Consider the following 26559-nt stretch of genomic DNA (forward strand, 5'->3'; position numbering starts at 1 on the left):
CATCTGCTGATAGCTTTAGTATCTTACTTTACCGCATCTTTGAAGCTGTTTTGTGCTATTTTTGTGCTGTGTTGGGTAATGCCGCTTATGTAACCTCCTTCCCTTTTTATTTTTTTACTTATTGAGCCGCGAATTTTATTAATATTTTCCAAATAGCTGAGCATTCCGACTCTTATGCAACTATAATAAACGATTTTTATTTAAAAAGCATTCACCTATATTGATGATTTTGCAAAAAGCTATATCACCCTTAAAGGGTGATATAGCTATAAAGCCTTTATTTTCTTGACTTTGCTCAGGTTATTATAATATTCTTAAAAAAGTTGATTAATTACCGAAAACTAAACTCATTTATAAGTTGTGGTTGCAATTTTGACATTATATTATATAATTTTACTTAACAATTGTTTGCTTAGCACAACTGGGAGAGCGTGTTATTAAAGTAAAATTTCAAAGTAGAGGGGACGGCTATGCACTGGAATAAAACACGAGAATGTATAGACAGAGAGCAGCTTCGTTCATATCAGCTTACAAAACTTAAAGAAACTATAGACAGAGTTTACCACAATGTGGAAAGCTACAGACAGAAAATGCAGGAAATAGGAGTGATTCCTGAAGACATAAAAACTTTAGAAGATATAAGGCTTCTGCCGTTTACAACAAAACAAGATCTTAGGGACAACTATCCCTACGGCATGTTTGCAGTGCCTATCGAAGAAATAATCAGAATTCACGCTTCATCAGGGACCACAGGAAAACCTACAGTAGTAGGCTATACCAGAAGAGATATTTCTAATTGGGCCGAATTAATCGCAAGAAGCCTTGTAATGGGAGGCGGAAAGAGAGATTCGGTGGTTCAGGTCTCCTATGGATACGGCCTTTTTACCGGCGGTTTAGGATTTCACTATGGAGCAGAAAAATTAGGAGCAGTGGTGCTGCCTACGTCAGGCGGCAATACTCGCCGGCAGGTTATGCTCATGAAGGATTTAGGTACCGAGATTCTTGCATGCACCCCTTCTTACGCCCTTTGCATCGCCGAAACCTTAGAAGAAATGGGAATAAAGCAAGAAGAGTTAAAACTTAAGACAGGAATTTTTGGAGCAGAACCTTGGTCTGATAATATGCGCAAAGACCTTGAATCAAAACTTGGAATAAAAGCACTTGATATTTATGGGCTCAGCGAGGTCATAGGCCCTGGAGTAGCGGCTGAATGTATGGAGCAGAACGGTCTTCACATCGCAGAAGACTTCTTCATCCCCGAAATAATAGATCCGGTAACAGAAGAACCGCTTCCTGAGGGTGAAAGAGGCGAGCTGGTAATTACAACAATTGATAAAGAAGGCTTGCCGGTTATTAGGTACAGAACGCGAGATATCACCTCTATTTCTTATAAGCCGTGTGCTTGCGGCAGGACCCATGCCCGAATTGAGAAAATCCTAGGCAGAACCGACGACATGCTGATTATCAGAGGAGTCAATGTATTCCCGTCTCAAATCGAAAGCGCCTTAATGGCTGCCGGCGATGCTGAGCCCCACTATTTGATTATAGTGGATAGAAAGGACAACCTTGATTCTATCGAGGTATGGGTTGAAGTGTCAGAACAGCTTTTTGCCGATGAAGTAAGAAAGCTGGAAGAAGTCAGGAAAAAAATTACATCATCTATCTATACAACTTTAGGCATAAATGTAAACGTAAAATTAGTTGAACCACACACTATTGAGCGGACAGAGGGCAAATCTAAGCGCGTTATCGACAAAAGGAAATTATGAGGCACATTACAAGCAAAATGAACGGAGGGGTTATATGTTTGTAAAACAGATTTCGGTATTCCTAGAAAACAAACCCGGTAAACTTTCTCAAGTTACGGATATTTTAGAGAAAAATAATATCGATATCAAAGCTATTTCCATAGCAGATACTACCGAATTTGGGATTTTACGGATGATTGTAGATAAACCTAAAGAGGCAGTTGAGGCAATAAAAGCTGAGAAATTCCCGGTTAGCACAACGGACGTATTAGCAGTTGAGGTAACAGATAAGCCCGGAGGGTTAAACCGCGCCCTTCAAATTTTAAACGATGCCGGCGTCAGTGTAGAATATCTCTATTCATTTATTAAGCGAAACGGTGAAAGGGCATTGATACTATTTCGAGTGGAAGAACCGGAGAGAGCAGTAGAGGTTCTCCAATCAGCGGGAATAAAACTGTATTCAACTGAAGAAATAAATAGTCTATAAAAAACAGGAGGAGTGTCAGAATAGGGCACTCCTTAATAATTTAAAAAAATTGCACCTGAAAATACTCGATGCTATAATTTAAAAAGAGTTTTGTGCGATATACTAAAGGGGGCTCCAAAACATTGAAAGAAACATTTGCCGTTTTAGCGGGGAAAGCCGCTGTAAATCTTGCAAAAATTGCAGGCCGCCAGGGAACCAGCATAGGCGGGAGGGTAGCACTTAAAATAAGTCCTAATATCCTTACTTGGTTTAGCTCAAAGGTAAAAAATGACATAATATTTGTTACAGGCACAAATGGAAAGACATCAACAAACAATATGATTTATTCCATAATCCAGGAGGCAGGCTATACTTGCGCTTGCAATAATATCGGTGCAAACATGGAAGTTGGGTTAATATCGGCTTTTATAGACAGCAGTTCAGTTTTTAAACCGTCACTGGATTTTGCGTGTATGGAAGTAGATGAAGCATCCTTGCCAAAAGCAGCTGCTGCTACAAAGCCTGACATAATCGTGTTTACCAATATATTTCCGGATCAGTCGGACAGATATGTAGAAATTGACACCCTTTTAAATAAGATAAGAGATGGATTAGAAGCATCTCCCGATACCACTCTTTTAATAAACGCAGACGATCCCTTTCTTGTAAGCATAGGAAATTTACTGCCTAATCCGAAACGGTATTACGGCGTTGAAAAGTGGTTTGACAATATAAGCGAAGATACGATGGCAGATGCTGTTTTATGTAAAAAATGCGGCAGCATCCTTTCCTATGACTGCCGCTATTATGGACAGCTCGGCCGCTACAGCTGCGGCAAATGCGGTTTTCATAGACCGGTTCCTGATTTTAGCGCAGTCATTGAAAACGAGGAAGGTGTTCAGCTATTTAATATCTTAGATAAAGATAAAAAATCGATAATTGCGGTAAAAACAGATATAAGCGATAGATACACTGCATATAACACGGCGGCTGCCGTATCCTGCGGGCTTCTTATAGGTATAAGGCCTGAAATTATAATAAAAGGGCTGCAAAAATACAAGCCTCAGGCAGGCAGAATGGAAGAGTTTTATATTCAAAAACCAATACTTTTGAATCTTGCCAAGAACCCTGTAGGATTTAACGAATCAATGAAAACGGTAAGTAAAGACGGAAGGACAAAAACAGTTGCCATTGGAGTAAACGACCTTCCCCAGGACGGACGGGACGTGTCATGGCTGTGGGATACGGATTTTGAGATACTAAAAAAGATAGACGACACTATAATAAACTATATATTATTTGGACGCAGAAGATATGATGTAGCTCTCAGGCTAAAATATGCCGGAATAGATACGGAAAAACTTATAATATCCGAAACACTTGAGGACACAGTAGATAATATAGTAAATACCAAAAGCGAAATAGCTTATATCATATCAAATTACAGCACCACCTTCGACATCCGGAAGATTTTAAAAGAGAGGGATAGCAAATGAAGCTTAATATATGCCACCTATACCCTGACCTTATGAATATGTACGGAGACAGCGGCAATATGCTTGCCCTTATTAGACGCTGCCAGTGGCGAAACATCTCGGTAGAAGTTAAAGAGCGCAGATTAAATGACAAAGCCGAAGACTTCAAAAACCAAGACATATTTTTTATAGGTCATGGAGCAAGCAGGCAGCAAAGTATAGTTGCTCAAGATATGAAAAGTATAAAGCCTTATTTGAAGGAAGCTATCGAAGAAGGCAAAGTGTTTCTTGCCATATGCGGAGGTTACCGCATACTAGGCAGATATCAAGATGCAAATGGCGCAACTTTGGGACTTGAGCTTTTCGATTTTTATACAGAACAAACGACAGACCACTTTGCAGGCAATATTATAGTAGAAACTGACGAAAATTATAATCTCATCGGCTTCGAAAACCACATTGGAAAAACATATCTAAATGGTCTTAAGCCTTTAGGACGAGTAATTTTCGGATTTGGGAATAACGGTGAAGATAAAACAGAAGGCATGCGCTACAAGAATACAATCGGCACATATCTTCACGGCCCCCTCCTTCCCAATAATCCCCGATTATGTGATAAAATAATAGAGGCGGCATTGCGCAATAAATATGGCACTGTTGAACTTGGAAAACTTGATGATTCGTTGGAGCTTGAAACTCGTAGAAAAATTTTAGAATTAATTGATCCAAAATTTACATCTCTTGCATAAGATTAAAAAAGGAGTGAATACTATGCTGACTGAAAAAATAGAAAAGTACTATTCAAAGGAATTTGACTTAAACTGCGCGGAGACCATGGTTTATTCGGCAAATGAAGAATATGGTTTAAACTTAGATAAAAAAGCTCTGAAAATGGCATCAGGCTTTGGAGGCGGCATGGGGATTGAAAGTGTATGCGGTGCCCTGACAGGCGGGATAATGGTGCTGGGCGTGCTTTTTACAAAAGAAAAAGCTCACGAAAGTGAGCGTATCAAGACATTAGAAAAAGAATTCTTAAGCCGATATAAGGATAAGATGGGTGATATATTGTGCAAACCCCTAAAAGAAAAACACCATAACGATGAGGTCAGGTGTCTTAATGTTATAAAAGAAGCGGGAGTAATACTGGATGATATAGTTAAAAGAGAGCTAGGAACTCCTTCTAGATAAAGACATACTATTCGAAACAGCTTTATAGAGCACTACGGCTATGGCGCTGTCTGCCAAATGGTGCAGTATGGTTCCTATACCTACAACCACAAATGCGGTATATAGATCAAAACCAAAGGGAAGCACTATCAAAGATTCTCCTAAAGCATGAATCGGTGTTACGGCAATTAAAGCCTTGGAGAACGAAAAACCCTTTTTGATTAAATAAGCACCGGCTACTCCGAATGCTACATGGATAAGAGCTCTTGCCGCTACAACAGGTCCCAGCATAAGCAGGAAACCAAAGGCAGAACCCAACCCTACCATCACAGCTGCCCAAGGGCTAATTAACATTGCCAGCATCGAGGGTACGTGAGAGGCCAGTGTTGCCGAAAACGGAGGGATATATACCCTGAGGTAGCCGCCGAAAGCTACCGGTATTAATATTGCCAGTGCTGTCAGTAAAGCACTTATTACAAGATCTCTAGTTTTCATTGCACATTTTTTCCTTTCAAAGTATAATAGTTGTTAGTAACTATTATACTGTATATACACATGACAAGTCAATAAATTTTAAAAAAATTATTCTAAAAGCATCCCTTTTTCCTTTAATAGCTTTTCGGCTTTATTGATGCAGTCCAAGTTAATAGCCTCAATCGTATGAATATGCACCCCGTCTGTAAGCTGCGAAAGCAAACTTGCCCTATGTTCTTTCACTGCATTTAAAAAATTTTCCACATCCTCGGAAGTAGACAGCATAAGCATGCCTCGAAGTTCGCCATATATAGGATGCTCAACTATTACATCAATCACTTTACAGCCGCATTCTACAAATGTCAGCAGCTCTTCCCGGGTTAGATCTGCATCATGGCGCACAGCTATTTGTTTGGTATAAGGCAGCATCGTGCCCTGCACCATGTACCCTTGAGCAGTTGCGATAATATTATTTCCTGCTGCCCTAAGTATAGCAATATCCTGGACTATGACTTGCCGCGTAACATTGAAAATCTTTGCAAGTTCACTGCCTGACATAGGTTCCTTGCAAGACTTAAGCAACTCTAAAATTTTATTCCTGCGCTGTTGGGTATTCATATTACTAACACCACCCTTACTAATCTGATTTTATTATATCAGTAGTTTACGATACTTTCCACATCGCTGCAAATTTTATAACGTGATACAAAGCTTGCTATAGAGATTAAAGAGACTTACACTAAAATCATATGTATATCCTAAAGCATTAAACTATATTATACTAGGAGGTTTGCAATGCTATACATCAAAAACGAATCAAACGATCCTTATTTCAACATGGCCCTTGACGAATATGCAGTAAGCAGCCTTGATCCATCAGAGGATTACTTTTATTTTTACCAAAATAAACCCGCCGTTATAATCGGCAGAAACCAAAACACTATAGAAGAAGTAAACCGGGAATATGTAAATGAAAACAATATTATAGTGGTAAGGCGCATGTCAGGGGGAGGAGCAGTCTATCATGACCTGGGCAATGTAAATTTTAGCTTTGTGGTAGACTACAAGCCGGAAGACTTCAACAATATAGAAAGATTTGCTAAGGCCATAGTAAAAGCTCTTGAAAAATTAGGAATAAATGCTGAATTTTCCGGCAGAAATGATATAACAATAGACGGGAAAAAGATATCCGGCAATGCCCAATATATCACCAAAGGACGAATACTTCACCACGGCACCCTGTTATTTGACTCAGATTTGACGGTTCTCAGCAAAGCATTGAATGTTAAACCTGAAAAAATTCTCTCTAAAGGCGTAAAATCTGTAAAAAGCAGAGTGACAAATATCAAGGAGTATTTAAAGGACGATATATCGATTCCCACATTTAAAGAAATGCTTCTAAAATATGTTTTTGAGGTAGAGGGAAGCGAGCTAAATGAATATATACTGACTCCGGAAGATATGAAAAATATCACAAAGCTCAGAGATGAAAAATATGCAACATGGGAATGGAATTTCGGAAATGCTCCCGAGTTTGATCTTGTGCGTTCCCACCGCTTTGACGGCGGAGAAATCCAAGTTCGCATGAACGTAAGAGATGGTATAATAACAGATATCAAATTTTTTGGCGATTTCATGAGTGTCCGCGATATTTCAGAAGTCGAAAAGCAACTTAAAGGACAAAAATTCAAAAACGATGCAATAAAAGCTGCTCTTTCGAAGTTGAATTTAAAGGACTACTTCGGCTCAATAAGCCTGGAAGAAATAGCAAGTCTGTTTTATTAAAAGAAAATTTATCTATAATAAAAGGCTTTCTTAACAGAAGCCTTTTTTAATTATTTTAATTACTTAATTAAAATTTTTATAAAGTAATTAAAAAAGTAGCAGGATTTTCTGTTTATATGTCGAATATATATTTAAGATAGTAAAAATTTTAATGAAGTTGGAGAATTTTTTATGGGAGAATTTGATCTAGATAAATTTAAAACAATAGCAACTCCTAACGACTGCTTGGTTTTAAATACAATAAGACACCAGGGCCCGATATCCCGGGCAGATATTGCAAAAGCGACAAACCTTACGGCTCCTGCCATTACCTATATAACAAACAAACTACTGGACTCGGGGATAGTAACAGAGCATACGATAGGACAATCCAGCGGCGGCAGGCGGCCCATTCTCCTTGCAATAAACCCTGACACTTTAAACGTTTTGGTAATCCATATAAGCTCTAACAGATTAAGAGGCTACCTGGTAGACGGAGAGCTGAACGTGATTTCAGAAAAGGAATACTCCGTCCAGAAGATGGCTAAAGATGACATATTAGAACTTATGCTCAGCACAATATTGGATTTAAAAAAAGATGCAAAAACCGACATACTTGGCATCGGCGTTGTAGTTCACGGTCCGGTTCAGTCTAAAGAAGGCATATCCTTATTTGCGCCAAATCTTGGTTGGAGAAATGTTCCTATAAAATATATCGTTGAAGAAAAAATAGGCCTTCCAACCTTTGTAGAAAACGACGTAAGAGCCATGGCCATAGGGGAATTTTACTATGGCTCAGCATCCGACATTGAAAATATGGTGTTTTTGAAAGTGGGCTACGGCATAGGTTCTGCAATATTTATAGATGGTAAGCTTTATCGAGGATGCGGGGACAGTGCCGGAGAAATCGGACACACTACCATAGATGTGGGCGGACCGCTGTGCAGCTGCGGCAATTATGGCTGTTTAGAAGCTGTGGCATCTGAGAATGCCCTTGTAAAATCAATGATTAAGTCAATTAAGGAAGGAAGGTCCTCCATGGTTCAAGAAATGGCAGGAGGAAACCTTGAGGATATAACACCTGAGATGATTTACGAAGCCGCCGAGAAAAACGATAACCTTGCAGGCAGATTCTTGAGGCAGACAGCCCGCTACCTCGGCATAGGCATAGCAAATGCAATAAATACGTTTAATCCTGAACTCTTGGTAATCGGAGGAGGGATAGTGAAAGCAAAATCCTCCATCGAAAAGACAATGCTTGATACAGTAAAAGACCGATGCCTTGAAAACAGCTTTAATCAGTGCAAAATTGAGTTTTCTCAGATGGGTGAAATAGCCACAATAAAAGGAGCTGCCGATGTTGTTATGACAGCCATCTTTTAAAAGAAGCGGAGGGAGATAATTGTACTTTATAGGTGTAGACCTTGGAGGAACAAAGATTGCTTCAGCCCTTGTAAATCAAAAGGGAGAAATTATAACCGAAAATGTTACCGAAACAGAAGCCTCAAAGGGCGCAGATTATGTATTAAATAAGATTAAAAATGAAATAAAAAAACTTTACGATGCTGCAGGTTCTGTGCCTATCGGGGGAATAGGCCTCGGAATACCCGGCCTTATGGACATAGAAAAAGGCATTTCTATCTTTGCAGGCAATTTAGCATGGCAAAATGTGCCGGTAATTGAGGAATTTAAAAAGGATTTTCACACTCCTATTTTCATGGACAATGATGTAAGAGTAGCAACATTAGCAGAAAAGTATTTTGGAGCAGGTAAAGACGTAAACACCCTTATATGTGTAACACTGGGCACAGGCATAGGCTCCGGCATAATCCTTGATGGCAAGATTTACAGGGGACATTCCTACAGCGCAGGCGAGATAGGCCATACAACCGTTATAAAAGATGGACTTTATTGCAACTGCGGAAACCGAGGGTGCCTTGAAATGTATGCATCAGCCCCCGGGATTGTGCGCCAGATTAAAAGGCATATTATGGAAGGCCACTATACGATTATGACAAAGATGACAGATGGTAATGTAGATAAAATCACAACAAAAACCCTTTCAGCAGCATTTGACGAGGGAGATGGTTTGGCACGTCTTGTGATGGAAAATACAGCAGAACTTCTGGGAATCGGTCTTTCTACATACGCACAAATTATCAACCCGGAAATGATTGTAATCGGCGGCGGCGTATCGCTTCTAGGCGATAGACTCTTTGTTCCCTTGCGGAAATATTTTAATGAACATTTAATGCAGGCACTAAGAGATAAAATCCCCATTGTACCTGCAAAACTTAAAGATAAAGCCGGTGCCGTAGGCGCCGCGACTCTTGCTATGAAAAACCTGGGTATTTTTTAAAGGAGGCAAAAAATGTTAGTATCTTCAAAAGAAATGTTGAACAAAGCTCGGCAAAATAACTATGCAATAGCTGCTTTTAATATACACAATTTAGAAACATTAAAAGCAACGGTAGAAGCCGCCAAGGAGGAACGCGCCCCTCTTATACTTCAGACAACTCCCGGCACCTGTGAATATGCCGGAATAGATTATTTAGTTGCCATGGCTCATACAGCATCAAATAAAGCCGATATTCCCATAGCATTACATTTAGACCACGGAAATTCCCTTGACCTTGCAATAAAATGCATAGACGCAGGCTACACATCTGTTATGATCGACGGCTCTATGCTGCCTTTTAATGAAAATGTTTCCTTAGTAAAACAAGTCGTAGAATACGCTCATAAAAAACAAGTTCAAGTTGAGGCAGAGCTTGGGCATATTTCCGGAGTCGAAGAAAATATTTCATCAAGCCACGAAGTACTCACAGACCCAAAAGAAGCTGCCGAATTCGTAAATAGAACTGGCGTAGATTCCCTGGCAATTGCCGTAGGCACAGCCCATGGAGTATATAAAGGGAAGCCTGAAATTCACTTTGACATAATTCAAAACATTCGTCAGCTTGTGAATGTGCCCCTGGTTTTACACGGTTGCTCCGGCGTGCCTGAAGAAGATGTAAAACAGGCAATAAAATGCGGAATATGCAAAATAAATATCGCAACAGATATTAAAATTGCCTTCGCTGACGAGCTTAAAAAGTTTTTTGTATCACAGCCTGATGAGACAGATCCCCGCAAATATTTTAAACCTGCAATAAAAGCAGTAAAAGATGTAGTAAAATCCAAGATTCATATGGCGGAGTCATACAACAAAGCATAAAGGAGGCTTTTGGTTTGATAAATTTAGATGATGTAGAAAAAGTCAGAGAAATAGACAGCATGAATTCACTTTCTGCAACAGAAAATTATGATTTGCAGTTCGAAGAAGCCATAAATATAGCTCAAAATTTCGAAATAGATAAGCCTAACCGCATCTTTCAAGAAATCATAGTGCTGGGCACAGGCGGAGGATCTTCTGTAGCTGCAGGCCTTTTAAGATCTTACTTGTTTGATGAACTTAACATTCCGGTAATAATCAATCAAGGCTATAACATACCTGCTTGCGTGGACAAAGATTCATTGGTGCTTGCAATATCTCATTCAGGAAATACAGAAGAGACATTAAGCGCCTACGAGCAGGCTGTTAAAGCTGGCGCCCACATAGTAGCTGTTACGGCAGGCGGCAAATTAAAAGAGATGTGCCAAAAAGACAATGTTCCCTGCCTGATTATACCTTACGATATCGGCCATCCCCGCAGGGATATCGGCTATATTTTCGTGCCCATGGTGGTAATACTGAGTAAGCTTGGATTAATAGAAGATAAAACAGAAGACCTTAAAAGCCTGGTAGACCTATTTGGCGATCTGAAAAATAGATATGGTGCAGATATTCCGACAAAACAAAATGAAGCAAAACAAATAGCAGCCGAGCTTCATGGACATATTCCCCTTGTATACGGCTCCCTTGATTATTATGATTCAGTGGCCTGGAGAATAAAAAATCAGTTTGGCGAAAATAGCAAACTCATGGCATTTTATAATGTAATACCCAATTTGCATCATGATGAAGCGGTGGGGTGGGATATGCCTGCAGAACTTATCTCCAAGTTTTATCTGATTTTACTGCGGGACGATGAACTAGACAGCCCTAAAATAAAAAAGCGCAAAGATATAACCGCCGAAATGCTATCTTCCAGAATGGGCAAAGTAAGGCAGGTTTATGCAGAGGGTCCGAATAGACTTTGCCGCATGTTTTCTCTGGTATATCTGGGAGATTTTATCACTCTCTATGCTCCTATATATCGAGGAGTAGATCCAACGCCGGTAAATATCATAAACCTATTTAAACAGAAGATGGCGGAAGCGTAAATGATTCTTACAGTGAATTTAAATGCATCAATTGACAAAGCATATAAGGTTGAAAATTTCAAAATAGGTGCAGTGACAAGAGTAAAAGAGGTTATTCCCACGGCAGGCGGCAAAGGCTTAAATGTGGCAAGAGTGCTGTCTGCATTGGGAGAAAACGTGAATGTTACAGGATTTACCGGCGGATTTTCCGGAGCATTTATAGAGCATGAACTAAAAAAAGAAAATATGCCCTTCAATTTTATTCACATAAACGGCGAGACTCGATCCTGCATAAATATTATTGATTTGTCATCAAAAATTCATACAGAGCTGTTAGAGCCGGGACCCGATGTAACAGCTCAAGAACTTGACGAGTTTTTGAAGTTTTATACAAAAGCAGTTAAAAATTCTGATATTATAACGCTTTCCGGAAGCGCTCCAAAAGGTATCAAAGAAGATATATATGCAAGACTTGTAACTATTGCAAAAGGCGAGCATAAAAAAGTAATACTTGATACCAGCGGTAAATACTTAGAGATGGGCCTTGCAAGCGGACCTACTTTAATAAAACCGAATAAATCAGAGGCGGAAGCACTTTTAGGAAGGCAGCTAAAAGATATGGAGGAGCTTATAGGCGCTGCAAAAGACCTTGCAAAACTTGGACCGGAAATTTGCGTAATATCTCTTGGAGAAAAGGGCGCGGTAGCAGCAAGCAGGTCATTAAATGAGGCTTATTGGGCGCTTCCACCCAAAATCCAAGTTTCAAATACGGTAGGCTGTGGGGACGCAATGGTAGCAGGCTTTGCAGCGGCGCTTTACAACAACTTGCCCCTTGAAGACTCCCTAAAATTTGCAGTTGCGGTTTCTGCCGCTGCGGCACTGAGCCCAATAACCGGTGGGATTGTAGTAGAAGAAGTCAGCAATATCGAAGAAAAAGTCAAAATCACAAGATTTAAATAGAGAACACAAGGGGACAGTCCCTCCGTGCTACCTCGGCAGGCTAAAAAACAGAACACATGGGGACAGTCCATCCGTGTTACCCGAGATTCAAATAATAGAAATGGAGGCTGAAAAATGCCTGAGGCCATTAATTATAGAGAAAATGACTGGGAAAACTTAAATTTAGTCCATAAAAACAGAATGGAAAGCAGAACTTACTTTGTATCGTATCCGGAAGAAGAATTGGCACTGACATTTGAGCGAGGTTTATCGAAAAATTTCAGATTATTGAATGGACTTTGGAAATTCTATTATTCTCTATCGCCTTACACTGTTCCTGAGGGTTTTTACGAAGAATCCTTTGACGATACCTCCTGGGACGAGATTAAAGTGCCCGGATGCTGGCAGCTTCAAGGGTATGGCAATCCTCATTATACTGATTTGATATATCTGTTTCCAATTGATCCACCCTATGTTCCGACGGAAAATGCTACAGGCTGCTACAGAAGAAAATTCTATATTGCCGAAGACTGGCTGGATAAACAAATTTTGCTGCGCTTTGAAGGAGTGGATAGTGCATTTCATATTTGGGTAAATGGAAAAGAAGCGGGTTACAGCAAAGGGAGCCGTCTGCCATCGGAATTTGATATAACGTCTTTTATCCGGCCTGGAGAAAATACTCTCGCAGTAAAGGTTTACAGATGGAGCGATGGGAGTTATTTAGAGGATCAAGATATGTGGTGGCTCAGTGGAATTTTTCGCGATGTATCACTAATTGCAAGACCCAAACTGCATCTTCAAGATTATACAGTAAGCACAAAATTCGATAATGAGTATAAAGATGCGGAGCTGGAGATTTCAATGCGTTGGGAAAACCTTAGCGAAAAAGAGATTTCCGGCTGCAATGTAAATGTAAAACTCCTTGATAAAGATTTAGAACTTGTAGCTGAAGATATGCATGAACTAACTTTTGCAGGGCAATTTTGCAAAACCGGATCGCTTCTTCATCTAAGTTCTCCTAATAAGTGGACTGCTGAAACGCCTTACTTATACACCTTGCTTATAACTTTGAAAGATAACTTCGGGAAAGTAGTAGAAGTAGTGCCATACCGTGTCGGGGTCAGAACTGTAGAAATTAAAGATGGTAATTTATTGGTAAATGGAACGTCCATACTTTTTAAAGGTGTAAACTATCATGAAATTCATCCTGACTACGGTAGAACTGTGCCTATTGAATGGGTAAAAGAGGATTTGCTCATGATGAAGCAGCATAACATAAATGCGGTAAGGACCTCCCATTACCCTCATATACCTGCTTTTTACGATTTATGTGATGAATACGGCCTATATGTAATTGACGAGACAGATCTTGAATGCCATGGATTTGAACTTACAGAAAACTATAACAGAATCAGTGATGATGCTGCATGGGAGAAAGCTTATCTAGATAGGCTTGAGAGAATGGTCCAGCGAGATAAAAATCATCCTTGTGTCATTATGTGGTCATTGGGAAATGAGTCAGGCTTTGGTAGGAATTTTGAAGCGATGGCGGCATGGTGCAGACAAAACGATCCTACAAGGCCTATACATTATGAAGGAGACAGCAGTGCAAAGATTGCAGATATTTACAGCACCATGTACACCTCCCATGAAAAGCTCATAGAAATAGGTAAAGATGAAAATGCCCCAAAGCCTCATATCCTTTGCGAATATGCTCATGCCATGGGAAACGGTCCCGGCGGTCTTGCAGAATACCAAGAAATCTTTTATAAATACAAACGGCTGCAGGGTGGATTTGTATGGGAATGGATGGATCACGGTTTAAGATCTAAAATGGCAGATGGCAAAGAATTTTTTGCCTATGGCGGTGATTTTGGCGACGAACCTAATAATTCAAATTTCTGTATTGATGGCTTAGTAATGCCTGATCGCATGGCAAGTCCGGGGCTTTTAGAATACAAAAAGGTTATCGAACCTGTAAAGACAGAAGCAATAAATGTATTAGATGGAATTTTACGGATCACAAACTTTTATGATTTTATAACTCTTGACCATTTAGAACTTTTTTGGAATATAACCACAGATGATGCGATGCTTCAAAGCGGCAAACTGTTATTGCCCCGTATAAAACCGGGCGAAAGCGCCGAAATTACTCTTCCTATAAAACACCCATTACAATCTACCAATTGTTGGCTAAACATATCTTACCGTCTTGCAGCTGATACCAATTGGGCACCTGCAGGCCATGAAATTGCATCCGGACAGTTGCTCCTGCCTGCAAACGAAAAAATAGAACTTGAAATGTCATTGCCGTCTATGCCTATTTGCTGCGAAGATATGAAAAATAAGCTGAAGATTACAGGAGCAGATTTTGAAATCATTTTTGACAAAATATCAGGCAGAATCGATTCATGGAAATTTGCAGGGTTAAGCTTTATGCACAAAGGTCCGGCACTTAACTTTTGGAGAGCTCCTATAGACAATGATATGTTTGAAGTAGAAAAATGGAAAGCAAAAAATCTTAACCATCTTATTGATACAGTAGATGAAATAAGATGGCACAAATTTGGCGAAGACACTTTAAACATATCCGTAAATGGCAAAGTAGCTCCAATAACCTTAGATTGGTCAATAAAATACAAACTCTTATATACAATAAACGGCAGTGGAAATGTAATATTGGAAATTAGCGGAAATCCGGAGGGAAGGGGATTACCGGAAACGCTTCCGAGGATAGGGGTTCAAGCAGAGCTTGCAAAGAATCTAGAAAGGGTAAGATGGTGGGGCAGGGGACCCGGCGAATCTTATATAGACAGCAAACAAGCTAATTCTTTCGGCCTTTATACAAAGCATATAGACGAATTATACACCCCTTATATAAAGCCGCAGGAAAACGGCAACAGGACAGAAGTAAAATGGGTATCCTTTGAAGAACCTGTGGGCATAGGATTTATAATTGCGGGAGAAGAGCCATTAAACTTCAGTGCTCATCGCTTTTCTATAAAATCTATCGAAAATGCAAAAAACAGATGCAACCTTCTGCCGGAAGACAAGATATACTTAAAACTCGATTATCGCCATCATGGCTTAGGAAGCGCAAGCTGCGGACCCGGTCAGCTTCCCCAATACAAACTGGCTCCCACAAGCTTCCAATTTAAACTCTGCATGAAGCCGTTTTACCCTGACGAAGTGTCTGCAAAAAATTTAAGCAAGTTAAAAATACTAGGCTAAATTCATTCCTAAGCCAAAGGGAGTTTTGTTGATGAACAACACGATTGAAAAAAATCAACCTAACAGGCGGCGGCCTAGATTTGTCGGAACAAGATGGAATATAAAAACAGCCCCTTATCTATTTTTGCTGCCGACAATAATTGTTTTCTGCGTTTTTATGATATACCCTTTTGTAAGTTCATTTTTTATGAGCTTTCAGGAGCTTGAGGGTGGCAAATTTGTTTATGTAGGTCTTAAAAACTATATTAGGCTCATGAAAGACTCTATATTTATAACAGCGCTAAAAAATACCACTATTTACCTCTTAATTCAGGTACCAATAATGCTTGTTCTTGCGCTGGTAATTGCGAATATGCTGAACCAACGATTTTTAAAAGCAAAAGGGTTCTTCAGAGTATCGGTTTTTCTCCCTTGTGTTACGGCGCTTGTGGCCTATGCGTTAATTTTTAAACTTTTACTAAACACCGAATATGGCCTTGTAAACTATCTGCTGACTAGTTTAGGCTTCCCGAAGGTTGATTGGCTAAACGGTCCAATAAGCGCAAAGATTTCCCTTATAATTGCCCTTACCTGGAGATGGACAGGCTATAACACGGTCATAATGATTGCGGGGCTGCAAAGGATTCCGGAAGAAATTTATGAGGCTGCTGATATAGATGGGGCAAGCAGTTTTCAGAAATTTAAACAAATTACGATTCCATTAATGAAGCCAATAATTCTATTTTGCGCCATTACTTCTACTATTGGCACCTTACAGCTCTTTGATGAATCTTATATTTTAACCCATGGAGGTCCTGATAATGCCACAATAACTGTTGTTCATTACCTTTACAACATGGGCTTTAGGTATCTGAAGTTTGGATATGCGGCTGCCATGAGCTATGTGCTGCTTATAATTGTAGCAATATTGTCGGCTATACAATTTAAGATTAGCGGGAGTGATGACTTGTGAGAAAAAACTTTAAACCGGGAGATGTGACCGGAACAAGATTAATAGTTTACTATATTGTTCTTATTTTAGTTGCATTCGTGTCACTGTTCCCATTTTATGTTATGTTTGTATCTTCTACACTTTCCACAAGTCAAATACTCAACATTCCACCGCACTTGAGTTTCGGTAATCAGCTGCTTGAAAACTTTAAAAATCTTTCTGAAAAAATCAATATTAGCAGAGTGATTTTTAATTCCCTATTTATAGCGATAACATATACACTTCTTACGCTACTTCTTGATTCCATGGCCGGCTATGCTCTTGCCAAATATGAGTTTAAAGGCAAATCCATAATTTTTGGAATAATTATTTCCACATTAATGGTGCCTTCTCAAGTGACCCTTGTACCAATGTTTATTATGATGAATAAAATAGGATGGCAAAACACTTATTGGGCCATTATATTTCCGGCTCTCGCCAATGCCTTTGGAATATTTTTGATGAGACAAAACATGACTTCATTCCCGACAGCTTTGATAGAGGCGGCGCGCATAGATGGCTGCAGCGAATTTGGGATCTTTTTCCAAATAGTTATGCCTAATATGAAACCTGCCTTAGGAGCTTTGGGAATATACAACTTCATGTCTCAGTGGGGAAACTTTATGTGGCCGTTGATAATTCTCGCAACTAAGGATATGTACACTCTTCCTGTGGCTTTGGCTTCTCTAGAAGGCTTAATGTATAAGGACTACGGGATGATGATGTTGGGTTCTACAATATCTACCATTCCTATCATAATAATATTTTTGATTTTCCAAAGGCAGTTTGTTTCAGGCCTTATTGGCGGTTCAATAAAAGAGTAAAAAATACAAGGGAGGAAAAAATGATGTTTAAAAAAGTCACGATTCTTGCAGTAGTTTTGTGTATGGTGTTTGCTATGGCCGGCTGCGGCAGTAAGCCTGCTGAAAACAGCACTGAGACTCCAAAAGAAGATACTTCTGCCCAAGGTGAAAAACCTAAACTCTCAGGAGAGCTGACGGTATGGAGCTGGGATGTAGCTGCCAAAGCGCTTCAAGAAGCAGCGGTAAATTTTAACAAGATTTATCCCGATGTAAAGATAACGGTAGAGGACTTAGGAACAGATCAAGTGTACGACAAAATGACTACAGGCCTTGTGGCAAACGTAGGTCTGCCTGATGTAGTAACCATTGAAGGCGAACGTGTTGCAAGTTTTGCCGGAAAATTTCCGGAAGGCTTTGTAGATCTCACTGATGCGATTAAAACAGATGATTTTCTACCTGTTAAAATCTCAGAATGCAAGTCAAACGGAAAACTTGTTGCATTTCCTTGGGATGCCGGTCCGGCCGCGGTTTATTATAGGACCGACCTGTTTGAAAAAGCAGGCATAAAAGCAGAAGATATAAAAACATGGGACGATTTTATAGCTGCCGGAAAGGTAATGAACGAAAAAGTGGGAGTAAAAATGGTGCCTCTTGCAGCATCTAGAAATGCCAATCTTTTTGGCATGATTTTGAATCAGCTCGGTTCATATTTCTTTGATGCCGAGGGCAATACAACACTGAATACCGATGCTGCGATAAAAGCTATGTCGATAATTCAAAAAATGTATGATGCAGGCATAACATATGATAATACAGACTGGGATGGTCTTGTTTCAGCTACCCAAAGCGGTAAAATTGCAACAGTGCCCTCTGCTGTCTGGTGGGCAGGCACACTAATGGATGAAGTGCCGGATCTTTCCGGTAAATGGGCAGTAATGAGACTGCCAAAAGTAGGGAATGAAGGTGTTCAAGCAGCGGTTTATGGAGGTTCTAATGTTATGATACCTGCAGCTACCCAAAACCGTGAAGCAGCCGTGGAATTTGTAAAATTTGCTATGACAGATATGGATACCCAGATTACAGCATTTACCAAATACGGCCTGTTCCCTTCATATATACCAACATATGACGATCCTGCATTTGACCAAGAAGTAGAATATTTTGGCGGGCAAAAGATTTGGAAATTCTTTGCAGAAGTAGCTAAAGAAATTCCCGAGCTCTACTATACAGAAGATTTTCCAGAGGTATATTCACGTGTAATAGATGCCCAGGCAAAAGTTACATTAAAACATGCAGAAGTTAAAGCAACGCTTGACGCACTCCAAAAAGACATAACTAATATGTTGGGCAAATAACTTATTTCGCAAGGGGCGTGCCTAACAGGCTATGCCCCTTTTTAAACTCATTTGAAGCAAGGAGGCTTTTGTATGGCAAAAAAACCATTTATCCATCCCTATATTCCTAACTCCGTTCCTGAAGTAAAAGCTGAAATGATGAAGGAAATAGGGATACAAGATATTGACGAGCTTTATTCGGAAATACCTGATGCATTAAAATTTAAGTCAAAACTAAATCTTCCGGATCCGATACTTTCGGAGTGCGAGCTTGAACAGCATGTAAGTAAAATATTAGATAAAAACAGCACATCAAGAGAATATTTGAGTTTCTTAGGAGCAGGCTGCTACGACCATTACGTGCCTGCAGTGTGCGATGAAATAAATCGCAGACCTGAATTTTTGACTGCATATGCTGGCGAACCCTACGAAGATCATGGACGTTTTCAGGCGCTGTTTGAATATGAAAGCATGATGGCAGAGTTGTTAGATATGGATGTAGTAAATGTGCCAACTTATGATTGGAACCAGGCTGCATCTACAGCAATCAGAATGGCTCAGCGAATCACCGGCCGCAATGAAGCTGTAGTCGTAAAGACGATTAATCCTGATAGGCTTTTGACAATAAAAAACTACTGCCACCCTGCAGTAAAAATTATTATTGCAGATTTTGACAAGAAAACAGGACTTGCCGATCTTGAAGATTTAAGAAAGAAGATATCTTCGAATACAGCTGCCGTTTATTTTGAAAATCCCTCTTTTTTAGGCGTCCTTGAAGAACAATGCAACGAAATATCCGAACTTGCAAAACAAAATGGCGCACTGACCATCGTGGGCGTTGATCCTATATCTCTTGGAGTAATTGCTCCGCCATCTAATTACGGAGCCGATATAGTTTGCGGTGATGTGCAATCACTTGGGATACATATGAATTACGGAGGAGGGTTTGCAGGCTTTATTGCAACTCGCGATGAAGAAAAATTCGTTTCCCAATATCCTTCAAGGCTATTTGGCATTACCACCACAGTAGTTCCCGGCGAATTAGGATTTGGAGATGTATTTTATGATAGGACATCTTTTGCAAAACGAGAGCAGGGAAAGGAATTTGTCGGAACAGCATCAGCTCTTTGGGGTATTACAGCAGGAGTTTATCTTGCGCTAATGGGACCGAAGGGTATGGAGGATATAGGAAAGACAATTCTTCAAAAGTCTTATTATGGAGCAAAAGAACTGGCAAAAGTCAAAAATATAAACTCTCCGTATTTATCGTCTGCTTTTTTCAGGGAATTTGTAGTAAACTTTGATGATACAGGCAAAACAGTGGAAGAAATCAATAAAATGCTGCTTGAAAAAGGAATTTTTGGCGGAAAAGACTTGTCTCAAACCTTTCCCGAACTAGGTCAAAGCGCTCTTTTCTGTATTACAGAAAGGCATACGGCTTCAGACATCCATAAACTTGTAAAAAGTATAGAAAGCATTTTGAAATAACTTAAGAGGAAGTGATAATGTATGAGCGAGAAAAAGTCGCTTTTAAGAAAAGGCTTTCATCAGGCAAAATGGGATGAACCGGTAATTTTCGAGCTTAGCACAAAAGGCGAGCGCGGTATATATGTTCCGCAAGCAGAAGAAGAAATTTCAAATGCTGTTGGTGATAGCCTTGATTTAATACCTAAAAACCTGCAAAGAAAGACGCCGCCGAATCTTCCCGAAATGTCTCAAGCAAAGGTTCTGCGCCACTATTTGAGGCTTTCTCAAGAAGTGTTGGGTGCTGATGTAAATATCGAAATAGGACAGGGCACATGCACAATCAAATACAGCCCCAAAATAAACGAAAAGTTTGCATCTTCCCCTAAAATAACAGAACTTCATCCCTTGCAGCCTGAAAGCACAGTTCAAGGCGTTCTCGAAATAATGCATAAAACCGATACCTTTCTAAGAGAAATATCAGGTCTTGACAGATTTACTTTCCAGCCGGGAGGCGGCTCTCAGGCAATTTTTGCTATTGCATCTATGATTCGGGCATATCATGAATCCCGGGGTGAGGGGGATACGAGAAATGAAATCATAACCACAATTTTTTCGCATCCTTCAAATGCAGCCGCCGCAGCAGTAAAGGGATTTAAAGTTATAACGCTCCACCCTGACAAGGACGGTTATCCAGATATTGAAGAACTGAAAAAGGTAGTGTCGAATCGGACGGCAGGTCTTATGATTACAAATCCTGAGGACACCGGAATATATAATCCCAGAATTGCTGAATTTACCAGTATTGTCCATGAAGCAGGAGGATTATGCAGTTATGACCAGGCAAATGCCAATGGAATATTGGGGATTACTCGGGCAAAAGAAGCAGGTTTTGATTTTTGTTTCTTTAACCTGCACAAGACATTTTCATCGCCTCATGGATGTGGCGGGCCCGGTGTAGGGGCATTGGGTGTTGTCAAAAAGTTAGAGAGCTTTTTACCGGCGCCTATAGTGGATTTTGATGGTGAAAAGTACTTCTTAAATTACAATTTAGAGCATAGCATAGGGAAAATACGCTCATTTTATGGGACAATTCCTGCTGTTATAAGAGCGTATGCATGGATAATGAGTCTCGGCGATGAAGGTTTAAAAGAAGTTGCAAAGATAGCAGTATTAAACAGTAATTATTTATGCAAAAAGATTAAGGAAATAAAGGGAGTATCTATTCCCTATGCCCCGGGCAAATATAGATTTGAGCAGGTCAGATACAGTTGGGAGCCTCTTACAAAAGAAACAGGCGTCACAACAGAGGATATTCAGCGGCGCATGTGCGATTTTGGGCTTCACTACTGGACGAGCCATCATCCGTGGATTGTTCCTGAGCCTTTTACCTTAGAACCTACTGAATCTGCCTCGAAAGACGACCTTGATGAATATTTGGAAGCTCTTAGGGAAATTGCTAAAGAGGCTTATGAGAATCCCGAAAAGGTGAAAAATGCTCCTTACAACAGCTGTGTTCATAAAATTAATACAGAACCGTTGGATGATCCTAAAAAATGGGGCATAACATGGCGGTCGCATCTAAAGAAAATAAAAGGCGAAAAATAACTTAAAGCAGTGGGAGGAAGCTTTATGGATGTAAATAAAAATATACTAGCTCTTGATGGAAAAACAGCTGTTGTTACTGGGGCTGCGTCAGGGATAGGTTTTGCTTCGGCAAAGACATTGGCTGAGTTTGGTGCTGAAGTATTTTTACTTGATATAAATGAAGATGCCGGAGAAAAAGCGGCTGCAGAGATTTCACAAAGCGGCTGCAAAGCTCATTTTCTAAAGTGCGATATTACCTCCGGCCAAAGTTGCCAAAAGGTGGTAGAGGAAATACAAAAAAGAAGCGGCCATATTGATATTCTACACAATAATGCGGGAATTATTATCAGAAAGAATGTCGTTGAACTGGAAGAAAATGAATGGGACAAGAGTATAGATGTGTGCCTGAAGGGAGTGTATCTGCTTTCGAAGTATGTAATTCCTGTAATGGCGGCAGGTGGTGGAGGAAGCATTATTAACACAGGCTCGGGCTGGGGACTTAAGGGGGGCGACAATGCCGCCGCATACTGCGCTGCAAAGGGCGGCGTTGTAAACTTAACACGAGCTATGGCGATAGATCACGGCCCACAGAACATTAGAGTAAATTGTGTCTGTCCGGGAGACATTGATACTCCCATGCTAAGAAGCGAGGCACGGCAGCTCGGAATCCCTGAAGATGAAATGATAAAGTTATCTGCCGTTACAAGACCACTGTTAAAAGTAGGAACACCCCTTGATATAGCTTATGCAGTCCTTTTTCTTGCCAGCGAAATGTCCTCCTACGTAACTGGAAGCGTCTTAGTAGCAGACGGCGGCGGCCTTGCATAAAAACACATGGGGACAGTCACTCCATGCTAGTTAGTCTGCCGAACACATGGGGACAGTCCTTCCGTGTCACTCCATGTTAATTTCTCTTGGTAAAAAGGCGCTTGAACACATGGGGACAGTCCCTCTGTGCTAATTTCGCTTGGGAGAACACAATGGGGGACAGTCCATCTGTGTTCCTTTGTGTTAATGTTGCTTCCTTTAGAATAGCAGAGAAAGAATAGCCTTATTTTAAAACATGAGCCCGGGTTTTAGAGGTTTCCCGGGTGATCTTAAAGAACACAAAAGAACCGTCCCTCTGTGCTGTTTCATGTTAGTTGGTCTGCCGTATGCCCCAACGGAAAAAGCTACAGGTTGTGAACGCAGAACAGTTCCTTCGCGCTGCCAAAAGACATTATAAGAACACATGGGGACAGTCCTTCCGTGTTACCCAAGATTCAAAGAACACAAAAGAACCGTCCATCTGTGCTGTTTTTGTGCTGTTTTATCACCTCATTTATAAAAATGTATTTGCATTAACTGTGATTTGTGATAGAATAAACAAAGAAAATATTGCAGAGGAGGTCTTTCCATTGAAACTAACTGTTGATCAAGATCTTTGCATTGGTTGTGGATTATGTATTGATACCTGCCCATCGGTGTTTGATTGGAATGATGATGGAAAAGCACAGGTAATAGTAGACGAAGTGCCTGAAGATGTAGAAGACGATGCAAGAGAAGCCATGGAAAACTGTGCAGCGGAAGCAATAAAAGAGGAGTAAGATTCTCTAAATAAAAAAACAAAAGGGATTCTGACACTGAAAGATTATAGTGTCGGAGTCCCTTTTTCTTTTTTAAATTTTATTTTATAGAAAGAAGGATTTTGACTTTTTATGTAGAATACATAATATAATGAAACAGTATACCGAATCATGAAACAAGGAGGATCTTTTATGAAAAAATTAGATGTTATAAAACGCATTATTGACTGCGGCGTTGTTGCCGTAGTAAGAGCCGAGTCTCCGGACCAGGCGCTAAAAATTGCCGAAGCGGTAAAGGCCGGCGGAGTAGAGTCTATTGAAATTACCATGACTGTGCCCGGCGCCATGGATGTAATCCGTGAGCTTGCCAAGGCATATCCAAACAAGGAAATCTTGATAGGAGCAGGGACTGTCTTGGATACAGAGACAGCAAGATCAGCTATGCTAGCAGGCGCTGAATTTATAGTAAGTCCCTATTTTAACCCCGATGTAGTAAAGATGTGCAACAGGTATCAAGTGGTATCTATGCCTGGTGCCATGTCAGTGAAAGAAGTGGTAGAAGTTATGGAATCAGGCGCGGACTTTGTAAAATTCTTCCCCGGCAATGCATTTGGCCCTTCTATGATTAAAGCTCTGTTAGGACCCTTGCCTTACGCTCCATTTATCCCAACAGGCGGCGTAAGTCTAGAAAACGCAGGCGAATGGATTAAAGCAGGCTGCCAGGCTGTTGGTGTCGGCGGAGAACTTACTAAAGGTGCCAAAAAAGGCGACTACGCAGAAGTTGAAGATACAGCCCGCAAGTTTGTAGAAGCCGTAAAGGCTGCAAGAAAATAACTAAAATATTTTAGGAGGGTATTCGAATGGCTAATAAAGTTGTAACTTTTGGTGAAATAATGTTGCGACTCACACCGCCTAACTATCTAAGATTTGTTCAAGCTGATTCCTTTGATGTAACTTACGGAGGTGGTGAAGCTAATGTTGCCACATCCCTTGCAAACTACGGAGAAGACGCTTATTTTGTGACAAAAGTTCCGGACAATCCCATCGGCCAGGCTGCTATAAATCATCTTAGAAGGTATGGAGTGCATACTGACTATATAGTAAAGGGCGGAGAACGACTTGGGATTTATTTCAACGAGATAGGCGCATCCCAGCGGCCATCTCTTGTGGTCTACGACCGCAGCCATTCTTCCATATCTGAAGCAAAGGCCGGAGATTTTGACTGGGAGAAAATTCTCGATGGCGCAAAATGGTTTCACTTTACAGGGATAACCCCCGCTCTCGGAGATGACGTAGCAGCGGCATGTTTGGAGGCAGTAAAAACCGCAAACAAAATGGGAATTACCGTCAGCTGCGACCTAAACTATAGAAAGAAACTATGGTCAAGAGAGAAAGCGCGCATAGTCATGTCTGAACTTATGCAGTATGTAGATATTTCCATAGGCAATGAAGAAGATGCTGCCGATGTCTTCGGAATCCAGGCAGCTGAGTCTGATATTACCAAAGGACAGCTGAGTATGGAAGGTTATAAAGATGTGGCGCAGAAGCTTATGGAGAAATTCTCGCTGAAAGGTGTAGCAATAACCCTAAGAGAAAGCTACTCCGCATCAGACAACGGTTGGTCCGCTCTTTATTACGACGGAAAAGAACTTTATGCTTCAAGAAAATACAAAGTGCACATAGTTGACAGAGTGGGCGGAGGCGATTCTTTCGGCGGCGGCTTGATTTATGCTTTACTTAATGGCTACAATCCCCAGGATGCAGTAGAATTTGCCGTAGCGGCTTCTTGCTTGAAACACACCATCGTAGGGGATTTCAATCACGTGACAGTAAAGGAAGTTGAAAACCTGGCAAAGGGAGACGCCTCAGGAAGGGTTCAAAGATAACGACAGACGACACTAAAATAACATTAAAGGAATGCTGCTTTAAAAATATAGCATTCCTTTTTTTATACCAAAAATTTTTTTGCTCATTTCAAAAAAACAAGCAGGAATTTCTAATAACATGTCGAAATATGTACATAAATACAAACGTTTTCATAAGATAATTCATTTACAGCAAAATTCTTGAATTCTATCAATTCCTTGATATATAAGTAAATACTCGAATTCATCTACTTTGAACACAATGCTTAAGCTTCAGAATCCTGGATATTATTGGCTACAATTTGGAAACGTTTTCAATTACATAAACCAAATATTTGCTGTAAATTGATTACAGGTCTTAAGAAAGGGAGTTCAGATGGTAACAATAAAAGAAGTTGCAAAAAAAGCGGGAGTTTCACCCAGCACTGTTTCTCGAGTTCTAAACGGCAGCGACGTGGTTGCTGAAGATACAAAAGAAAAGGTAATGGCAGCGGTAAAAAGTTTAAATTACCGCCCGAACTTTCTTGCTCAAGGCCTCAAGGACGGAAAAACAAAAACCATAGGGCTTATTATACCAAACATAAGAAACCCGATATATCCTGTTATAGCAAGAGGCGTGGAAGATGTGGCAAGAAAATACGGATATACAGTAATATTGTGTAATACCGACGAAGATACAGAAATCGAAAAAGAATCCATACAAAAACTTCGCAAAAGATGGGTGGACGGTCTTATCATAGCTCCTGCGGCAAAAAAGGTCGAGCACTTAGAAGAGCTGGAGCAAGAAGGCTTTCCTATGGTAGTTATAGTCAGAAAACTTGACATAAAAGCCAACATGATAGTAATAGACAATTTTCAAGCGGCATATGATGCAGTTTCGTTCCTTATAAAGACCGGCCACAGGCGAATTGCCATTGTAAAAGGAAACCAGCAGCTGGCTCTTTACCGGGACAGGTTTAGCGGATACAAACAGGCACTGCTTGATGCAGGCATACCTATTGAATACGAACTTATAACAGGTGATGATTCTGATAGTATTCAATGGAGTCTTGACGGCTATAATGCAGTAAACAGCTTACTGAATAGAAACATTGAGTTTGATGCGGTATTTGCAACTACTGACCTTAGGGCAATTGGGGCTATAAGAGCTATAAAAGACCACAATCTCAGAGTTCCTGACGACATTTCGGTTATCGGCTTTGATAACTTAGAATTCAGTTCTCTGATAGACCCGCCCCTTTCCACCGTATCTCAACCTTTCTACGATATAGGAGCCAGAGCGGCAAGCAAGGTGCTTCAGCTCTGCAGCAAAGACAATCCCTCAGGTGCAATGGTGGAGATTATGCCTTCAGAACTTATAATACGCAAATCCACAAGATAAACAATTTATGCTTATTAGTCAGCCATCTTGAAGGGGCTGATT

Annotated in this window: 24 protein-coding genes; 22 read left to right on the top strand and 2 right to left on the bottom strand. The window is 40.3% G+C overall.

The features are described 5' to 3' along the window. Positions 1-470: 470 nt before the first annotated feature. From BUE08_RS09830 to BUE08_RS09850, 5 genes are all read left to right on the top strand, one after another. Positions 471-1769: a phenylacetate--CoA ligase family protein gene (locus BUE08_RS09830; protein WP_213950677.1), complete on the top strand. Its 1299-nt coding sequence runs from the start codon at positions 471-473 to the stop codon at positions 1767-1769. Positions 1770-1803: 34 nt separating this feature from the next. Further along, on the top strand, positions 1804-2235 hold the full coding sequence (locus BUE08_RS09835; protein ID WP_059032423.1) for an ACT domain-containing protein: 432 nt from the start codon (positions 1804-1806) through the stop codon (positions 2233-2235). 122 nt (positions 2236-2357) lie between these two features. After that, positions 2358-3710, top strand: coding sequence for a MurT ligase domain-containing protein (locus BUE08_RS09840; RefSeq protein ID WP_286680835.1), 1353 nt, complete (start codon positions 2358-2360; stop codon positions 3708-3710). Next, entirely contained in the window at positions 3707-4438 is a 732-nt protein-coding gene (locus tag BUE08_RS09845; RefSeq protein ID WP_286680836.1) for a type 1 glutamine amidotransferase, read from the top strand. Before BUE08_RS09840 ends, BUE08_RS09845 begins: the two co-directional genes overlap by 4 nt. A gap of 22 nt (positions 4439-4460) precedes the next feature. Beyond that, positions 4461-4877, top strand: a complete 417-nt coding sequence (locus BUE08_RS09850) for a C-GCAxxG-C-C family (seleno)protein (protein WP_286680837.1) — start codon at positions 4461-4463, stop codon at positions 4875-4877. Here BUE08_RS09850 and BUE08_RS09855 read toward each other — a convergent pair. Then, positions 4857-5351 (bottom strand): ECF transporter S component, encoded by a 495-nt coding sequence (locus tag BUE08_RS09855; RefSeq protein WP_286680838.1) that lies wholly within the window; start codon positions 5349-5351, stop codon positions 4857-4859. The genes BUE08_RS09850 and BUE08_RS09855 overlap by 21 nt on opposite strands. Before the next feature lie 87 nt (positions 5352-5438). After that, positions 5439-5948, bottom strand: a complete 510-nt coding sequence (locus tag BUE08_RS09860; protein ID WP_059032433.1) for a transcription repressor NadR — start codon at positions 5946-5948, stop codon at positions 5439-5441. Positions 5949-6125: 177 nt separating this feature from the next. Between BUE08_RS09860 and lplA the strand changes: the two genes are divergently transcribed. The 17 genes from lplA (at position 6126) to BUE08_RS09945 (ending at position 26517) form a co-directional block, all read left to right on the top strand. Further along, positions 6126-7115, top strand: a complete 990-nt coding sequence (gene lplA, locus BUE08_RS09865) for a lipoate--protein ligase (protein WP_286680839.1) — start codon at positions 6126-6128, stop codon at positions 7113-7115. A gap of 171 nt (positions 7116-7286) precedes the next feature. Further along, on the top strand, positions 7287-8477 hold the full coding sequence (locus tag BUE08_RS09870) for an ROK family transcriptional regulator (protein ID WP_059032440.1): 1191 nt from the start codon (positions 7287-7289) through the stop codon (positions 8475-8477). Between the two features lie 19 nt (positions 8478-8496). After that, a complete protein-coding gene (locus tag BUE08_RS09875; protein WP_286680840.1) occupies positions 8497-9453 on the top strand; it encodes an ROK family protein in 957 nt (318 codons plus the stop codon). A gap of 12 nt (positions 9454-9465) precedes the next feature. Further along, complete coding sequence (fba, locus tag BUE08_RS09880) at positions 9466-10311, top strand: class II fructose-1,6-bisphosphate aldolase (protein ID WP_286680841.1); 846 nt, start codon at positions 9466-9468, stop codon at positions 10309-10311. A gap of 14 nt (positions 10312-10325) precedes the next feature. Next, entirely contained in the window at positions 10326-11399 is a 1074-nt protein-coding gene (locus tag BUE08_RS09885; protein WP_286680842.1) for a bifunctional phosphoglucose/phosphomannose isomerase, read from the top strand. Beyond that, positions 11400-12338 (top strand): 1-phosphofructokinase, encoded by a 939-nt coding sequence (gene pfkB / locus BUE08_RS09890; protein WP_286680843.1) that lies wholly within the window; start codon positions 11400-11402, stop codon positions 12336-12338. A 114-nt stretch (positions 12339-12452) separates the two neighbouring features. Further along, complete coding sequence (ebgA, locus tag BUE08_RS09895) at positions 12453-15548, top strand: beta-galactosidase subunit alpha (protein ID WP_286680844.1); 3096 nt, start codon at positions 12453-12455, stop codon at positions 15546-15548. A gap of 31 nt (positions 15549-15579) precedes the next feature. After that, positions 15580-16500 carry a carbohydrate ABC transporter permease gene (locus BUE08_RS09900; protein ID WP_286680845.1) on the top strand — a complete coding sequence of 307 codons (921 nt, stop codon included), beginning with the start codon at positions 15580-15582 and terminating at the stop codon, positions 16498-16500. Beyond that, positions 16497-17342, top strand: a complete 846-nt coding sequence (locus tag BUE08_RS09905; RefSeq protein WP_202859729.1) for a carbohydrate ABC transporter permease — start codon at positions 16497-16499, stop codon at positions 17340-17342. The genes BUE08_RS09900 and BUE08_RS09905 overlap by 4 nt, the downstream gene beginning before the upstream one ends. 20 nt (positions 17343-17362) lie before the next feature. After that, a complete protein-coding gene (locus tag BUE08_RS09910) occupies positions 17363-18676 on the top strand; it encodes an ABC transporter substrate-binding protein (RefSeq protein ID WP_286680846.1) in 1314 nt (437 codons plus the stop codon). 72 nt (positions 18677-18748) lie between these two features. Further along, complete coding sequence (gene gcvPA / locus BUE08_RS09915; protein WP_213950694.1) at positions 18749-20143, top strand: aminomethyl-transferring glycine dehydrogenase subunit GcvPA; 1395 nt, start codon at positions 18749-18751, stop codon at positions 20141-20143. Positions 20144-20164: 21 nt separating this feature from the next. Then, positions 20165-21727, top strand: coding sequence for an aminomethyl-transferring glycine dehydrogenase subunit GcvPB (gene gcvPB / locus BUE08_RS09920; protein WP_213997351.1), 1563 nt, complete (start codon positions 20165-20167; stop codon positions 21725-21727). A gap of 24 nt (positions 21728-21751) precedes the next feature. After that, the gene (locus BUE08_RS09925; protein WP_286680847.1) at positions 21752-22534 is read left to right on the top strand and encodes an SDR family NAD(P)-dependent oxidoreductase; all 783 of its coding nucleotides are present in this window, start codon (positions 21752-21754) and stop codon (positions 22532-22534) included. 569 nt (positions 22535-23103) lie between these two features. Then, on the top strand, positions 23104-23292 hold the full coding sequence (locus BUE08_RS09930; protein ID WP_059031674.1) for a ferredoxin: 189 nt from the start codon (positions 23104-23106) through the stop codon (positions 23290-23292). Positions 23293-23463: 171 nt separating this feature from the next. Then, on the top strand, positions 23464-24105 hold the full coding sequence (locus tag BUE08_RS09935) for a bifunctional 2-keto-4-hydroxyglutarate aldolase/2-keto-3-deoxy-6-phosphogluconate aldolase (RefSeq protein WP_059031673.1): 642 nt from the start codon (positions 23464-23466) through the stop codon (positions 24103-24105). Positions 24106-24131: 26 nt separating this feature from the next. Continuing rightward, on the top strand, positions 24132-25157 hold the full coding sequence (locus tag BUE08_RS09940) for a sugar kinase (RefSeq protein WP_059031672.1): 1026 nt from the start codon (positions 24132-24134) through the stop codon (positions 25155-25157). Positions 25158-25512: 355 nt separating this feature from the next. Continuing rightward, positions 25513-26517, top strand: coding sequence for a LacI family DNA-binding transcriptional regulator (locus BUE08_RS09945; protein ID WP_083497624.1), 1005 nt, complete (start codon positions 25513-25515; stop codon positions 26515-26517). Positions 26518-26559: the final 42 nt, after the last annotated feature.

This window comes from Tepidanaerobacter sp. EBM-49, assembly GCF_001896645.1.
Lineage (GTDB): Bacteria > Bacillota > Thermosediminibacteria > Thermosediminibacterales > Tepidanaerobacteraceae > Tepidanaerobacter > Tepidanaerobacter syntrophicus.